We start from the raw sequence: 15,979 nt of genomic DNA, 5'->3' as shown, positions 1-15,979 counted from the left end.
ATGTCATCTCCTTCTCGAAAAAACAAAAAAGGGGCCGGAGGACACATCCGCTTGAGATGTGTTCTCCGGCCCCTTGCTTTGACTCCTTGTGTTATTGTTCGATGTCCGCTGTGTCTCTCTCCGCCTCTGCGCTGGCCTCGCTGGCGTCTGGGGTGGTACCGGCGGCTCCACTGTCCTCCGGGGCTTCCTCGGTGCTCTCCGGGGCCTCCTGTGGGGCCAGGCTGGCTTCGGCTTCCGCCAGCGCCCGCTCGATCAGGCCCAGGACGAAGTCCCGCTGGGTGAGCTTTACGCCGGTCCGAGCCGTTTCTCTGGCCAGGTGGGTCTTGATGCGCTGGAAGAGTTCCTCGGGGATCTGGAATGCTATCGTTCTGCTGCCTGTCATGTTGATTCCTCCATTCTCATCTTTCATCTTGTAGTATTCAGTGAGCAGTGATGCGATGTACTGGCTGGTGGTCATCTCCAGGCGGTCTTTTTCTTCTGTTACCCGGTTGTGCAGGGCGATGTCGATTTGGGCGCATAGATTTTTCTTGTCTGCCATGGTCTGCGCTCCTTTCCTCGTTTTGCAACGCAAGTATATCCAAAACCATGTCAGAAAGCTATTACCAAGACCACCAAGGAACCAAGGACAAAGCAAGCAATACCACCAACTGAAACAGCTACGTAATAAAAAGCGAGAAGCCCCCGCTAGCAGTTCGATTTGAACTACCAGCGGGGGCTTCTCTCGCTGTTTTCTCTTTGCTCAGAGGTTCGAATCACCCCACATCACGAAAATGGCCTTTTGCATCTCCATCTCGGCTGGTGCTCGATTTTTCCCTCTGAAACGGCTGAAACCCTTGCCGCAGCAAGGGTTTCAGGGGTTGCATCTTTTTCAGCAACCTTAGTTGGTCCGAGTGGGGAGACTCGAACTCCCGGCATCTTGCTCCCAAATGTGTGTCGGAACCTTCAGCCGGCACTTTACCGCTCTCTTTGACGCTTTCCGCTGCTTCGGCAGTTCCTCTTTAGAACTCTTTTGCCCTGCTTGTTTCAAGAAAACCTTTCGTCTTTTGGGATTTGTGTGGGATTGGATTCTGTATATTAAAAGATATTCCGCCTGGTTTCAAGGGCAATGACAGGGCGGATCACCTCAGAGACGGGACGCAGGAATTGCGCCGCATAAACAAAGAATAGAGCACTCTTTACAAGTAGCCTGGAAAGGTATCTCATTTTACCATGCAGCCGCACAAAAGACAACAAAGGCATACACGGGGCGATAAAGTAGTGGCTATTTCCCTCTTTCTGTGGTATTGTTCGGTTGCCGAAAGGAGGAGACGATATGCAGAAAGAGACTAACCTCACGGTAGGCCGGTGGTGCGACCGCTGGTTCTGCGAGAATCAGGGCAGATGGAACGGCAGCACCGTAAGCGGATACTGCAACCTGATCTACCGCCACATTCTCCCCAAAATCGGGGACATCCCGCTGGCTGAGCTGTCAGAAGGTACCGTCACCAGTTTCTATGACAGCCTGCGGAGTCAGGGACTCAGCGCGAGAAGCGTCTGGTGCGTCCACCTGCTCCTGCGGCGCTGTATGGATGAAGCGGCCCGTGACCAGCGCATCCCCTACAACCCGGTGCGGCTCTGCCAGGAACCAAAGGCAGAGGAATATAAGACCGCTCCCTTACGCCTGGGGCAGCTCCAGCGGTATCTGAATGCGGCGGAACAACTGGGCGTACTCCCTCTCATCTACACAGGACTATCCAGCGGCCTGCGGCAATGTGAACTCATCACCTTGTCGTGGGCCGATTTTCATATCCGCTGCCGGTACATTCTCAAGGGACAGCGGCTACTGACCCTTAATAGCAAGGCGGAGCATCTTCTGGAACACATACCTGAAACCGGCTGCTATGTGTTCCTCAACCCCAAGACCGGAGCGCCGTATCAGCTCCACGAGTTCTATTACCTCCACAAGCGGATACTCAAACAGGCATGCTTACCGTGGGTTTCCTTTCGGAACCTGCAGCGTCAGTGCATGGAGGTGGGGATATGACGCTGAAAGACTATATTCTCCGCTGGCGGGAGGTCTACGACAAGAACCAGAGCAGGCCGACTACCTACGCAGCTCATGGCTACATCTTCAAGAACCACATTCTCCCCGGACTGGGGGAGATTCAGCTCTCTGAATTGACCGTGGAGCAGGTGGGAGATTTCCTGGAGGAGCGAAGGCGCTTTGGCGGTCACCGCCCGGAAAGCCCCGAATATCCAGGGTTGGGGGAGCATACCATGCGGCACATCCACCGCCTGCTCCAGCAATGCTTGGATCAAGCAATGCGGGACGGACTGATAACGGACAACCCTGCCCGTGGGTTTCACTACCCAAAGCCCAAGAAGGTCAGCGCCAATGTGCTGACGCCGGCAGAAGTGGAGGACTATCTGGATGCGGCGGAGCGGTTGGGCCACCTCCCCATGTTCCTGCTGGCGCTGACGGCGGGACTTCGGCAAGGAGAACTGATCGCCCTGAAGTGGAGCGACCTGGATATAAAAGAGCGGACGCTGACCATCACGGAGAGCCGTTCGGTGGAACGGCGAGAGCTGGTGGAGTACGAAGGCGGCACAAGGATTGTCAGCCTGACCCCGGAAGCGGTTGAACTCCTGCGCCTGGAACATGCCAAACACCCAGGAAGTCCACTCATGTTCATGCACCCTGCCACCCAGAGGCCCTACTCACCACAGATGGTGCGCCGGCTGCACAATAAAATTATCAAAGAGGCCGGGCTGGATCACATTCGGTTCGTAGATCTCCGGCACACCTGCGCCGTCCTATCGCTGCAGAATGGAAGGGGCGCAAAAGAAGTAGCACAGATGCTGGGCCATTTCAGAACCGCAATGACACGGCAGAACTATGCGCCATACCTGTCCAATACACCCACCAAAAGCGGGCCCAACGAAGCATCCACGGAAGAGCTCCGGCAGGCGGCAGACCTTCTGGATTATCTTCTGAAATTCTGATAGATATTCCTCAAGAGGTGTGGTATATGTTTGTGGCACAAGAGGAGGCGATGACCGTGGAAAACAAACTGCTCAAAGAGCTGTATGATTGCTTTTATATCCGCCCGAAGTTTGACGAACAGGAGAGGGAAGTGGAGGAGTGCCACAAAGCGTTGATTGCGGCTCTGGAAAAACCGGAGCGAAAACTGGTGCTGGGGATCATCGACGCTCAGGACTCTATCAGAGAGCAAACCTCCCTGGACAGCTTTATCGCCGGATTTGAGCTGGCGTGGAGGCTTTCAGCAGAATTACACAACGATGAAAACGAGCGATCAGCCTCCTGCCGAGCCAGGAGACCGGGCGCTCGTTTCATATCTGAGGAGGAGCCGGAATAGAAGACGAATTGCCGCAGCAGCCACCCGCAAAAATGCGCCGCATAAACAAAAAGACAGTTCGATTCTAGAGATTAAGAAACCTTAAGAAAATGTTCATGTGCTTCTTCTGTTCGACGTGCTATAATCTCAGAACCAAATCAGGACATAGCCGGAGGACAGGACATGAAACACATCATCACAAATGGGATTACCTATCTGGAGCCGTTGGCTGGCAGTAGCGAGTGGTACTGGGGCACTGATTATGCCAGCGGAGATTTACACGAGGCGGAGGAACTGTTCCGCAGTGGCCATCCTATCCGGAGAAACCGGCTTATCCTGGTTCGTTTCCCGGAGGGAACGGTCTGCGAGCCGGTATGCGCAGAACCAGGGCAGTACCTGGGCAGACCGGTGTGCCACGACGGGCAAGTGGCGTTGCTCCTAGTGGATTTTCCAAAGGGAGAGATTCATGTTTTGCATTTCCATGAAGCGGACGGAACCACCGAGCCGCTGGCTGTGGTGCCTCTTGACCTTGCGGATGACTGCTGTAATCTGATGCTGGAGGCATCGCCTCTCATGCTGATACGGTCGGGGCATAATAACAGGATTCAACTCCTTTGGCCGGAGCGCCGGGACTTTGCGGTGGAGGAGAACGAGTATTTTGCGTTTCTGGAAGGGAACAGGCTTTATACCATAGTCTGGTACGAGGATCCAGACTACCGGGATGAGGTTCTGGTACGGGATTTTGACACAGGAGAAATCCTGGAACGAATGCAGGGAAGCCTCCGAGCCATGCCAGACGGCCAGAAGTGGCTCCTGGTGTGAGGAGGCGAAGTAGCGATGTGGCTTGATCTTTTATTTCAGGGATGTATGGACGCGGCGCAGTCGGAGCAGGTTTCCAGACCTGTTCGGATCCTCTGCTTTGTCCTCATATCTCTCGTGTTTCTCATCGCCATCTCCAGCTTGTTTCTTCTGGTATTTGTGATAGAGGGTCAAGGTCTTTTTAGAAGGGGGATCTTTCTGGGCATGGGGACGATCGCTCTTGCCTGCTACCTACAGTTTTTGAAGGCCATCGTGAGAAAAAGGAGAGAGAAGCCGTGATGCAACCGGATATGGAAAAACGACAGACGATTAGAGTTGCCTTCCGGCTAAAATCCGTTGGGATGGAAGACTGACCGGGAAAGGAGGGCGGAACCATGCTGGAGCATCATTTCTGGGAAAATTTCAGAAAGTGGATCCCCCATCCGGAAGTAGACGAAGTCTATGATGTGGAGAAGATCGGATTTGAAGGGGAGGAGGGCTTTGTAGTCCTCCTGCGCCCCGACCATTTTCAAAAGGAGAAACGGTCGGAGTGGGCCCTCCGGCTGGTGTGGGACAGGATCGTTTCTTACACCGTCACTGACGAGAGCTACCGTCCGGAGCTGTGGGTGTCCGAGAAAACGCCGGACTGGTCGCTCTGGACCTTTTATATCAGCGAGACCTCTGAGCATCTGACCAAGTTCCGGGAGGAAAACTACCTTGTTCCGGAGGAGACCCACCACTTTTTTATCTGTGGAACCAACCTGATGGCAGACATTTTGTCAGACGAATATCCCACGGTGACATTTATAAAACGGGATACGAAATTGTGAAAATGCACCGATGTATAAAGATAATCAGGGAGGAAATCTAACGATGAATCCTGAAAAAACACATTTATATAAAAAGCAATATCAGCAACCAATAGAGGAAGGAACACCTCCGCACAAAGGTAAATCAAAGACGGCTGCTACCTCTGATAGCTGAAAACGGTCTAAGCATAAACACATATACAAAAAAATCATCTTACACTATGGTAGTGACTCATTTTGTTGGGGAGGACAATGCGAAATTTGCGGAAGATTGGATTCTACATATAAATCATCTAATTGGAACCCTGAAGAGTTTCAGGTAACCGGTGAGGGCTTGTATGGAGAGTGGGAAAGCATTTGCCTTACCGAAATTCACAGAAGATATCCTGAACACACCATTATGACATTGGAACATGCAAAGTGGGTAGAATGGACAGGAGAAAACAATAAAGAGAAAAAGGAAATTTTCTATGAGTAACTGCATTTTTATAGCAGCCGATACTCCCCTGCCCGAAGTTACTCCGTCGCAGGAGTATCCTCTCGAGATCAATTTGGACACGGGCACTATCTTCGATGGGGGAGCGGATGATAATTATTGCCTGCTGCCCTTTGACGAGGTGGATCTATACCGCGAGAAGAAATACGGAGCTTATCTTGAACTGCATCAGTTTACCGATGGACGGGCCGAGCAAATTATTGATTATATTAGAACCGCTCTGATACAATCTGACAGCGTAGAAATTTGGAATGTCTGGCTCTCTGGCTATTGGGAATTTGATGACAGACCGCATATCAGCAAAAAAACAGTTCCTATTGACGAATTGACCGCCGATGACATGAAAGAGATCGTTCAAGCAGAAAACTGGGATAACAGAGATCACAACCGGCCGTGGTTCTACTGCTTGGAGGTCGTTCGCTGAGTGTGGAAATCTGCTAAGAACTACAAACAAAGGACGATAAAATGATACTTCCAAGAGGAATTACAGGATTTTGGAGCGTGAACACAGCCCCGCCGCCGTTTTTAGACGAAAAAGCATTCTGTCAGATGTGCTACTCCATTGCCGTGGAAAATGGTGAGACTGTGGCAGAAGTGGACACGGATACCGCCTCAAGGAACTTCTATTCTGCCAAACTCAGCAGATATGACCAATCTGTCTTTCTTTTACAGAACATCCACTATCCCTATGGGGCCTTTGCCCAGCGGGACGCTGACGGCAGATTTATTTTCAGCGGCCCGCCGGAGTGGCTCCGATTGCCGGAGGGAACGGTGCGTTTTTTAAGTACCGGCGAGCTAAACCAAAACTGGCGTGGTCTGTGCGGGGAACTGAACCAAGGAGAGTTGGAGCAGATCCGCTACTGGAACCCCCAGACGGTGGGGGAGATTATCTTTAACGCGTGGGACTGAAATCGAATCAAAGCAATGCCGTCCTGGGCTGATATCCTAGGGCGGCATTGCTATATTCTACTGGTTTAACTATATCATTTTTATTGAAATGATATAGTTAAACCTTGACACAGTCAAGGTTACTTGATATAGTTTAATTATATCATTATAAGTAAAATGATGAAATTACGCAGAGCGAGGTACAGAATGCGCACCTACGATTTTTCCAAGAACTATGAGAAGCTGCTTACGCCGGATATCGTGGCCCTGTTGACTCAGATCCATGAATATAAAGGTGAACAGGCTCTGTTTATTGAAGCCAAAGCCGATACCCTGGCCAAGCTGGTGGAGATCGCCAAGATCCAGAGTACCGAGTCCTCTAATAAAATCGAGGGAATCTATACCTCGGACGAGCGCCTGAAAAAATTGGTGCAGGACAAGACCACCCCACGCACCCGGAACGAGCAGGAGATCGCTGGCTATCGGGATGTGCTGGCCACCATCCATGAGAGCTTTGACTATATCCCGCCCAAATCCTCCCTGATCCTGCAGCTCCACCGGGATCTCTATAAATTTAGCGGCGCATCCTACGGCGGTAACTACAAAACGGCGGACAATGTGATCGCCGAGACGGATGCCCAGGGGAACAAAACCGTTCGTTTCCAGCCACTCCCCGCATGGGAGACGCCGGAGACGGTGGACTGTCTCTGTCGGGCCTATGAGGAGGCTGTGGGGAAGGGTGAGATGGACCCGCTGCTACTGATCCCCATGTTCATTCTGGACTTTCTCTGTATCCATCCCTTTAACGACGGCAACGGCCGCATGAGCCGCCTGCTGACCCTGCTGCTGCTCTACCGGGCGGGGTATATCGTGGGCAAGTATATCAGCATCGAAAAGCTCATTGAGGAGAGCAAGGAAACCTACTATGAAGCCCTCCAGCAGAGCTCCCGGGGGTGGCACGAGGGAACCAATGACTACGCCCCCTTTGTGCGCTATACCCTGGGCGTGGTGGCGGCAGCCTACCGGGACTTTTCCACCCGAGTGCAGGCTCTGGCTGTCAGTGGCATGAACAAGCCGGACCGCATCCGGGAAATCATCAAAGGCACCCTTGGAAAGATCACCAAGGCAGAGATTATGGAACAGTGCCCCGATATCAGCCAGATTACTGTGCAGCGCACTCTGGCCGATCTGCAAAAGGGTGGGGAAATTCTGAAACTCAGCGGCGGGCGCTATACCGCCTATATCTGGAACCGGGAAAAGGAGTAAGAGAACATGATCACTGGCGAACTGAAAAACAAGATCGACCGCCTCTGGGAGACCTTCTGGACCGGCGGCATTACCAACCCCCTGGACGTGGTGGAGCAGATGACCTATCTCATGTTCATCCACGACCTGGACGCCGCCGACAACCAGCGGGCCAGGGAGAGTGCCATGCTGGGCCTGCCCCACAAGAGCATCTTTGCCGGCGAGGTACAGGTGGGGGAGCGGACCATCCCGGGCAATCAGCTCAAGTGGTCGGTGTTCCACGACTTCCCCGCCGGGCAGATGTATTCCGTCATGCAGGAGTGGGTGTTCCCCTTCATCAAGGACCTTCACGCCGACAAGGACAGCGCCTACGCCAAGTACATGGGGGACGCCATCTTCAAGATCCCCACGCCTCTGATGCTGGACAAGATCGTCACCGCCATGGACGAGATCTACGCCCAGGCGGAGCAGCTCCACGACGCCGACGTCCGGGGCGACATCTATGAATACCTCCTGTCCAAGATTGCCACCGCCGGGGTGAACGGCCAGTTCCGCACCCCCCGGCACATCATCCGCATGATGGTGGACATGATGGCCCCCCGGGCGGACGATGTGATCTGCGACCCGGCCTGCGGCACCGGCGGCTTCCTGGTGGCGGCGGGGGAATACCTCAAGGAGAACTGTAAAGAGGAAATCTTCTACGACCGGGCTAAGAAGGACCACTACATGAACCACATGTTCCACGGCTACGACATGGACCGCACCATGCTGCGCATCGGGGCCATGAACATGATGACCCACGGCATCGATAACCCCTACATTGAGTACCGGGACAGCCTCAGCGACCAGAACACCGACCGGGAGAAGTATTCCCTCATTCTGGCCAATCCCCCCTTCAAGGGGAGCCTGGACGCGGACATCGTGTCCGCCGACCTGCTGAAGGTGTGCAAGACCAAGAAAACCGAGCTTCTGTTCCTGGCTCTCTTTCTTCGGATGCTGAAAGTGGGCGGGCGGTGCGCCGTCATCGTGCCCGACGGGGTGCTGTTCGGCTCCTCCAAGGCCCACAAGGATATCCGCAAGGAGATCGTGGAGGGCAACCGGCTGGAGGCGGTGATCTCCATGCCCTCCGGGGTGTTCAAGCCCTACGCCGGGGTGTCCACGGCGGTGCTGGTGTTCACCAAGACGGGCCACGGCGGCACAGATGATGTGTGGTTTTACGACATGAAGGCCGACGGCTTCTCCCTGGACGATAAGCGCACCGAAATAAAGGAGAACGACATCCCCGATATCGTCAAGCGGTTCCATAACCGGGAAGGGGAGAAGGAACGGGAGCGCACCGAGCAGTCCTTCCTGGTGTCCCGTGAGGAGATCGCCCAGAACGGCTATGACCTCTCCATCAACAAGTATAAGAAGGTGGAGTATGTCCCTGTGGAGTACCCCTCCACCCAGGAGATTCTGGCCGACCTCAACGAGCTGGAGATGGAGATCTCCGCAGGCCTGGCGGAGCTGGAGGAGATGGTGTGATGGCGAGATTAGAAGACATTTGCAGCATTAACATGGGACAATCCCCTGAGTCTTCCAGTTATAATGAAAGCGGAGAAGGAATGCCTTTTTTTCAAGGCAACGCAGACTTCGGCGAACTTCATCCAAAGGTTAGAATTTGGTGCAATGCACCCGCAAAAATTGCAGAGTGCGGTGATATTTTAATTTCTGTGCGTGCACCGATAGGAGCGCTTAACATCGCTGATAAACAATGCTGTATTGGTCGTGGACTTGCAGCATTGACCGTAAATGAGACATTGTGTAGCCCCAAATATTTATGGTACGGGCTTGAATGCAAGGTTGACGAACTAAATTCGAAAGGTACGGGAAGTACCTTTAAGGCAATTAACAAAAAAACTCTGGCTGAAACAGAAATACCATTGCCACCATTGGAGGAACAGTGCCGCATTGCCGCCACGCTGGACAAAGTCAGTGACCTGATTGCCAAGCGCCGGGCGCAGCTGGACAAGCTGGATCTGCTGGTTAAAGCACGGTTTGTGGAGATGTTTGGGGACCCAGAGATCAATCCAATGAATTGGTTAATTGTAGAAATTGGCTCAGTAATCAAATCAATTGATTCTGGATGGAGCGGAAACGGAAAACAACGAGAGAAAAAAGCGGGTGAAATTGCCGTTTTAAAGGTTAGTGCAGTAACAAAAGGCTATTTTATTCCAGAAGAATGCAAGGTTTTAGATGACCAAGAAAACATAAAAAAATATGTTTCCCCACAAAAAGGTGATCTGCTGTTTAGTCGTGCAAATACAAAAGAAATGGTGGGTGCCACAGCAATTATCAGGGAAGATTATCCCGAGTTGATTTTGCCGGATAAGTTATGGAAAATCCGTTTTTCTGATGTGACTAATGTAATTTACATGAAGTATATTCTAAGTAGTCAGACTATCCGAAACAAGTTTTCGGCAGCATCCACAGGGACAAGCGGTTCCATGTATAATGTTTCCATGGAGAAGTTTAAAGCAATTCAAATACCTATGCCAGAAATCAGTATACAAAATCAATTTGCTTCTTTTGCCGAAAGCGTGGAGAAATCAAAATTGACGATTCAGCGGAGCCTTGATAAACTGGAAGCACTGAAAAAAGCGCTAATGCAGCAATATTTTGGGTGAGGTGATATAAAATGACTGATACATATGCACAGCCATTGGTTGAAATGGGGATTACGCTTGCTGAATTGGCTGTAAAAGGTACGGCGTCTGCGGTTAATAAGAAGATTCGTGCTGCAAAAGAAATAAAAGATGCTGAAAAGTTGCGGACTACCTACGATGAACTAATCAATGAGGTACTGCAAGAGCGAGAAGAAGCCATAAGAATTGCTCAAGCGTATAAATCAGAATTGGATAGAATCATTATAAGTGATGAGGATATTGAACATTTGAATTTGACAGCAACTCGCTTGCTCGACATTATCAAGTCCTTTTCGCCGGGGACAAATATTGAAGGATTTGAGGCAATAAAGGATTTAATCAGCGTCGATACATTAAAAACAATGCAACTTTTAGGGTTTAATTATAAAGCGGCCATTGGTGAACCTTTAACTCAACTTTGCGCAAATGCCATTTCCTCTCTGTGGAATAAAAAGAATTCACAGTCAAATGGAAGGGTACAAAATAGACGATAGAGCAATGTTTATTTGCGAGGTAATATAATGACCAACTTTGATTTTCTCCTCTCCGACCCCCAATTTACTACTTTTGGAGAGGTGGCTGTCTCGGCGGAAAAAATCTATGCCATCGACCCGGCGGCTTGTGTGGTCAACTGCCGCCGGTGTATGGAGTTTGCCGTCAAATGGATGTACTCCGTGGACGGCGGGTTGGTCATGCCCTACGACGACCGGCTGGCCAGCCTCATGGACACCGAGGACTTCCGGGCCATCGTGGACCGGGATCTGTGGCAGCGCCTCAGGTACATCCGCCAGACGGGCAATGCCGCCGCCCACACCGGGAAGAAAATCACCAGGGAACAGGCCCGGCTGTGCCTGGAAAACCTCTGGTACTTCATGGACTTCATCGCCTGCTGCTATGGTACCACTTACACCCCCGGAGCATTTGACCCGGGCCTTCTGGAACAGCAGCCCGCCGCTCCGGCCCCCGCTCCCGTGCCCGAGGTGGACCTGGCCGCTCTCATGGCGGAAAACCAGGCCCTCAAAGCAGAGCTCACCGCCCGCCGGGAGGCCCAGCAGCCCAGCTACACCCCCAAACCCCTGGATCTGTCCGAGTACAAGACCCGCAAGCTGTACATCGATGCCATGCTCACCGACGCAGGCTGGACCGAGGGGAAGGACTGGCTCAATGAGGTGGAGCTGCCCGGCATGCCCAACAAGAGCGAGGTGGGCTATGCCGACTATGTGCTCTACGACGACGCCCACCGCCCCCTGGCTGTCATCGAGGCCAAGCGCACCTGTGTGGACCCGGCCAAGGGCCGCCAGCAGGCCAAGCTGTACGCCGACCTGCTGGAGCAGAAGTATGGCCGCCGCCCGGTGATCTTCCTCACCAACGGCTTTGACACCCGCCTGGACGACGGGGCCTACCCGGAGCGCCGGGTGGCCGCCTTCTACTCCAAGCGGGACCTGGAGAAGCTCTTCAACCTCCGGGCCATGCGGACAAGCCTCAAGTACATCCAGGTGGACCACGCCATCGCTGGCCGCTACTATCAGGAGGGGGCCATCAAGGCCACCTGCCAGGCCTTGACCCAGAACCGCCGGAAGGCCCTGCTGGTCATGGCCACCGGCTCCGGCAAGACCCGGACGGTTATCGCCCTGGTGGATGTGCTCCTCCAGCACGGTTGGGTGAAAAATGTCCTCTTTCTGGCTGACCGCAACTCTCTGGTCACCCAGGCCAAGCGCGGCTTTGTAAACCTGCTGCCCGATCTATCCGTGACCAACCTGTGCGAGGAGAAGGACAACTATACCGCCCACTGCGTCTTTTCTACTTACCAGACCATGATGAACTGCATCGACTCGGTGGAGGACGGGGAGGGGAAGCTGTTCACCGTGGGCCACTTCGATCTGGTCATCTGCGACGAGGCCCACCGCTCCATCTACAACAAGTACCGGGACATTTTCAACTATTTTGACGCCCCCCTGGTAGGCCTCACCGCCACCCCAAAGGATGAGATCGACAAGAACACCTACGAGGTCTTTGAGCTGGAGAGCGGCGTGCCCACCTATGGCTACGAACTGGCCCAGGCGGTGAAAGACGGCTTCCTGGTGGACTTCCTCACCGTGGAGAGCAAGCTGAAATTCCTGGAGGAGGGCATCTCCTACGCCGATCTGTCTGAGGAGGAAAAGGCGGAATACGAGGCCACCTTTACCGACGAGAACGGGGAGCTGCCCGAGCGGATCGAATCCTCTGCCCTCAACGAGTGGCTGTTCAACGAGGACACCATCCGTCTGGCAGTGAACCTGCTGATGACCAACGGCCTGAAAATCGACTACGGGGAGAAGCTGGGCAAGACCATCATCTTCGCCAAGAACCACCGCCATGCCGAGAAAATTCTGGAGGTGTTCGGCAAGGAGTACCCCCATCTGCCCGGCTACGCCAAGGTTATCGACAACTACATGACCTACGCCCAGAGTGCCATTGACGAGTTCTCCGACCCGAAAAAGCTGCCACAGATCGCCATCTCCGTGGACATGTTGGACACCGGCATTGACGTGCCCGAGGTGCTGAACCTGGTGTTCTTCAAGAAGGTGATGAGCAAGGCGAAGTTTTGGCAGATGATCGGCCGGGGCACCCGGCTGTGCCCGGGGCTGGTGGACGGGGAGGACAAGAGCAAGTTCTACATCTTCGACCTGTGCGGCAACTTCGAGTTCTTCCGCATGAACAAGGGTAAGGCCACCGCCAACCAGATGGCTCTGCAAAGCGCCATCTTCTATTTGAAAGCCCAGATCGTCTACAAGCTCCAGGATCTGGCCTACCAGACCCAGGAACTGATCCCCTTCCGAGAGAAGCTGGTGGGAGAGACGCTCTCCAAGGTGCAGCAGCTGGATCGGGAGAACTTTGCTGTGCGGCAGCACCTGAGGTATGTGGAGAAGTTTGCCGACATGGCAAGCTATCAGGCCCTCAGCTATGAGGACACCCTCTATCTGCGGGACGAGGTGGCTCCGCTGCTCCAGCCGGACATGGATGAAGCAAGTGCGGTGCGCTTCGACGCACTGATGTACGGCATCGAACTGGCCTATCTGGTGGGAAAGACCTACAAGAAAGCCCGAAAGGACTTGGTGAAGAAGGTCAGCGGCGTGGCCAGCGTGGCCAACATCCCGGAAATCCGGGCCCAGTCTGAGCTCATCGAAAAGATCCTGCATACCGACTACCTGGACAACGCCGGGATCAACGAGTTTGAACACATCCGGGAGTGCTTGCGGAACCTGATGAAGTATCTGCCCCACGACGGCGCGATTTACAATACCAACTTTACAGATGATATCCTGTCCGTGGAGTGGAAGGAGTCGGAGTTGGAGAATGATGACCTGAAGAACTACAAGGCCAAGGCGGAGTTCTACGTCCGCCAGCACCAGGATAAGCCCGCCATCGTCAAGCTGCGCTCCAATGTGCCGCTGACGGCAGAGGATGTGAAAGAACTGGAGACCATTCTCTGGAGCGAGGTGGGCACCAGGCAGGACTATGAGGCCGAGGTGGGTCAAAAGCCGCTGGGAGAGTTCGTCCGGGAGATCGTAGGCATGGACATGAAGGCCGCCAAGGAGGCCTTCGCCCAGTACTTAAACGATGTCAACCTGGACAGCCGGCAGATCTACTTCGTCAACCAGATTGTGGAGTACATCGTACACAATGGCGTGATGAAGGACCTGTCTGTGCTTCAGGAACCGCCCTTCACGGATCGGGGAAGCATCGTGGAGATTTTCACAGACCTGTCCCTGTGGGCTGGGATTAAAAGTGTCATCGACCGGATCAACGCCAATGCGGCGGCCTAAAGGCTGCACCGCAGAAAACAAAAAGGCTCGAGGCGCATCATGTGCCTCGAGCCTTTGCTCTACCCAGAGAGTATGAACCATATCTCTGGCGTGATGAAAAAAGGAAAACCAAGTATTGACATATACGAACATTTGTTCTATAATGTAATCAGGCGAAAGCCAAAACTCGCAGCTTTCCGGTGAGGTCCACACCCTGGTGGGACCTCAGACATTCGTGGGCCTCGTAGGGCATTGTAAACCACCCTAGACGAAGGAAATCTCCATGAAGGTCTTCAGTATTTGGCGCTGTGCCGGCAGCGCGGGTGTGTATCTTTCCGTGAAAAGCGGAAAGGACACGAATGAACGACACCGTCGATATCATCTACAATGGGGAGCCAGTATCAGTGCCAAAGGAGGTCGCAGACTTCCTGGAGCAGGATCGGAAACGGGAACAGGCGCAGGAAAAACAGGACCAAAGGCATCTGAGTAAAAGTGAGTTTGAAACGGTGCTGTCCGGTTTGGATTGTGTCAGGCGTCCCGTGGAGGATGCGGCGCTCTGGAACCTCCGCCTTGAAAATCTGCGAAAAGCCGTGGATGGCCTGGGTGACCAGGGCCGGGATCTGATCGAACTCCGGTATGGCAGCGGTCTGACCATGGAGGAGATCGGGAAGGTCTACGGTGTATCCAAGATGGCGGTATCAAAGCGGCTGAAAAAACTCCACGAAAAGTTGAGGAGCTCTGTCACGTAACAGGGCTCCTCAACTTTTTTTACTTTTCTGGTTTACAAACCTCCTGTAAGTGTCCTTATCAGTGAGGGGCAAAGTTTTCGCTTCCCGAAAACCCGGTTGAATGGCCGCAGCCGGAACTGCCTAACTGAACGAACATAAGGAGCGTGTAATCTATGGAAGAGTTTAAGCTGGACAACAAATTCCTGAATAGACTTTTGAAACTCAAGTGCGAACGTGAGACAGTGGACTATGTCCTATGGGCGATGGGGCGAGTGCTGGGTGATGATATGCCAGAGGCGGAACAGCTTCGTGCATATCTAATGGAGCCCGATAAGCCAACCACTCTCAGCCCCCACCAACAGATGGTGGCAATGGACAAGTTACTGGAGTGTGCGGAGGTGAATTTCCGAACCGTCTGTGACTTGTTCCGGTATCAGAAAATGAAAGAAGCAGGGGTGATCAACAGCGTGGATGAATTTCTGCAGCTGCTCCATCCTGATCTATCAGAGGAGGAGCAAGATGAAGTATATGGGTAACTTTTTCTCTCTGCCCAATGAGATCTTTCTCCTGGGCATGAGCCCTGGCGAGCTGGCGGTGTACTGCTATCTGCGCCGGTGCGAAAACCAGAAGACCCACCGATGCTGGCCCAGCTACAAGACCATCGGGGAGGCGGTTGGTATGTGCGAAAATACCGTGAGCCGATATGTAAAAAAGCTGGAGGAGCGGGGGCTCATCGCGGCAGAGCCCACCAAAGTTACGACCAAAGCAGGCGTAGCCCGCAACGGAACCTTGCAGTTCACTCTGCTGCCGCCGCAGAATGTGATTACCCGACACTACGAAGAAAAGCTGACAGAGCTGGAACTGGCAACAGAGCGGCAGCGGCTACAAAAACTCCTGGGGCAGTAACCAAAGAACGACCCGTGTGCCCCGCTGTGAGGCGCTGTGTGCCCTCCTTCAGAGAAGAGTGGAGTCCTTGCCCTACCTGGGGCTTTGGAGGCGGAGTGGGCCGCTTCCGAGGGACGAAAGAAGGGGCAGGATAAAGGCAAGGCGTCAACATCGACGCCTTTGCCAATCACTTCTGCCCGCAGTGCGGGCAGTTTCAGGGGGTTCCGTAGACGTTGAAAATGGGGTCAAAAGCAGAGAGAACAGGAAATTCTGCGGTCGTTATCCCGCTGTGCTTACTCTCACAAGAAAAAAACAGGGGTCAAGCC

General features: G+C 53.3%; 17 protein-coding genes. 16 read left to right on the top strand and 1 reads right to left on the bottom strand.

All coding sequences use genetic code 11. The features are described 5' to 3' along the window. Positions 1 to 91: 91 nt before the first annotated feature. A complete protein-coding gene (locus tag E0E41_RS01430) occupies positions 92 to 538 on the bottom strand; it encodes a translation initiation factor 2 (RefSeq protein WP_087378800.1) in 447 nt (148 codons plus the stop codon). A 774-nt stretch (positions 539 to 1,312) separates the two neighbouring features. Between E0E41_RS01430 and E0E41_RS01425 the strand changes: the two genes are divergently transcribed. From E0E41_RS01425 to E0E41_RS01350, 16 genes are all read left to right on the top strand, one after another. After that, positions 1,313 to 2,023 (top strand): tyrosine-type recombinase/integrase, encoded by a 711-nt coding sequence (locus tag E0E41_RS01425; protein ID WP_130868442.1) that lies wholly within the window; start codon positions 1,313 to 1,315, stop codon positions 2,021 to 2,023. Further along, positions 2,020 to 2,982, top strand: coding sequence for a tyrosine-type recombinase/integrase (locus E0E41_RS01420; RefSeq protein WP_130868441.1), 963 nt, complete (start codon positions 2,020 to 2,022; stop codon positions 2,980 to 2,982). The genes E0E41_RS01425 and E0E41_RS01420 overlap by 4 nt, the downstream gene beginning before the upstream one ends. A 50-nt stretch (positions 2,983 to 3,032) precedes the next feature. Continuing rightward, positions 3,033 to 3,356 carry a DUF6809 family protein gene (locus E0E41_RS01415; protein WP_130870732.1) on the top strand — a complete coding sequence of 108 codons (324 nt, stop codon included), beginning with the start codon at positions 3,033 to 3,035 and terminating at the stop codon, positions 3,354 to 3,356. Positions 3,357 to 3,518: 162 nt separating this feature from the next. Further along, the gene (locus E0E41_RS01410; protein ID WP_130868440.1) at positions 3,519 to 4,157 is read left to right on the top strand and encodes a hypothetical protein; all 639 of its coding nucleotides are present in this window, start codon (positions 3,519 to 3,521) and stop codon (positions 4,155 to 4,157) included. 15 nt (positions 4,158 to 4,172) lie between these two features. Continuing rightward, positions 4,173 to 4,433 (top strand): hypothetical protein, encoded by a 261-nt coding sequence (locus tag E0E41_RS01405; RefSeq protein WP_130868439.1) that lies wholly within the window; start codon positions 4,173 to 4,175, stop codon positions 4,431 to 4,433. Positions 4,434 to 4,528: 95 nt separating this feature from the next. Further along, complete coding sequence (locus E0E41_RS01400) at positions 4,529 to 4,963, top strand: hypothetical protein (RefSeq protein ID WP_130868438.1); 435 nt, start codon at positions 4,529 to 4,531, stop codon at positions 4,961 to 4,963. Positions 4,964 to 5,412: 449 nt separating this feature from the next. Then, positions 5,413 to 5,862 carry a V-type ATPase subunit gene (locus tag E0E41_RS01395; protein WP_130868437.1) on the top strand — a complete coding sequence of 150 codons (450 nt, stop codon included), beginning with the start codon at positions 5,413 to 5,415 and terminating at the stop codon, positions 5,860 to 5,862. A 77-nt stretch (positions 5,863 to 5,939) separates the two neighbouring features. Continuing rightward, positions 5,940 to 6,347, top strand: a complete 408-nt coding sequence (locus E0E41_RS01390) for a hypothetical protein (RefSeq protein WP_130868436.1) — start codon at positions 5,940 to 5,942, stop codon at positions 6,345 to 6,347. A gap of 186 nt (positions 6,348 to 6,533) precedes the next feature. Beyond that, positions 6,534 to 7,592 carry a Fic family protein gene (locus tag E0E41_RS01385; RefSeq protein WP_130868435.1) on the top strand — a complete coding sequence of 353 codons (1,059 nt, stop codon included), beginning with the start codon at positions 6,534 to 6,536 and terminating at the stop codon, positions 7,590 to 7,592. 6 nt (positions 7,593 to 7,598) lie between these two features. Continuing rightward, complete coding sequence (locus E0E41_RS01380) at positions 7,599 to 9,095, top strand: HsdM family class I SAM-dependent methyltransferase (RefSeq protein ID WP_130868434.1); 1,497 nt, start codon at positions 7,599 to 7,601, stop codon at positions 9,093 to 9,095. Then, a complete protein-coding gene (locus E0E41_RS01375; protein WP_130868433.1) occupies positions 9,095 to 10,237 on the top strand; it encodes a restriction endonuclease subunit S in 1,143 nt (380 codons plus the stop codon). Before E0E41_RS01380 ends, E0E41_RS01375 begins: the two co-directional genes overlap by 1 nt. A gap of 11 nt (positions 10,238 to 10,248) precedes the next feature. Then, positions 10,249 to 10,749, top strand: a complete 501-nt coding sequence (locus E0E41_RS01370; RefSeq protein ID WP_130868432.1) for a hypothetical protein — start codon at positions 10,249 to 10,251, stop codon at positions 10,747 to 10,749. A gap of 27 nt (positions 10,750 to 10,776) precedes the next feature. Beyond that, positions 10,777 to 14,061 carry a DEAD/DEAH box helicase family protein gene (locus E0E41_RS01365; protein ID WP_207303183.1) on the top strand — a complete coding sequence of 1,095 codons (3,285 nt, stop codon included), beginning with the start codon at positions 10,777 to 10,779 and terminating at the stop codon, positions 14,059 to 14,061. Positions 14,062 to 14,399: 338 nt separating this feature from the next. Continuing rightward, positions 14,400 to 14,789: a sigma-70 family RNA polymerase sigma factor gene (locus E0E41_RS01360; protein WP_130868431.1), complete on the top strand. Its 390-nt coding sequence runs from the start codon at positions 14,400 to 14,402 to the stop codon at positions 14,787 to 14,789. Between the two features lie 152 nt (positions 14,790 to 14,941). Beyond that, positions 14,942 to 15,304, top strand: a complete 363-nt coding sequence (locus tag E0E41_RS01355; protein ID WP_130868430.1) for a hypothetical protein — start codon at positions 14,942 to 14,944, stop codon at positions 15,302 to 15,304. Beyond that, complete coding sequence (locus E0E41_RS01350) at positions 15,288 to 15,674, top strand: helix-turn-helix domain-containing protein (RefSeq protein WP_165450483.1); 387 nt, start codon at positions 15,288 to 15,290, stop codon at positions 15,672 to 15,674. Before E0E41_RS01355 ends, E0E41_RS01350 begins: the two co-directional genes overlap by 17 nt. Positions 15,675 to 15,979: the final 305 nt, after the last annotated feature.

The sequence above is a fragment of the Intestinimonas massiliensis (ex Afouda et al. 2020) genome (genome assembly GCF_900626285.1).
Lineage (GTDB): Bacteria > Bacillota > Clostridia > Oscillospirales > Oscillospiraceae > Flavonifractor > Flavonifractor massiliensis_A.
This window is presented reverse-complemented; position numbering and strand designations above follow the sequence as displayed.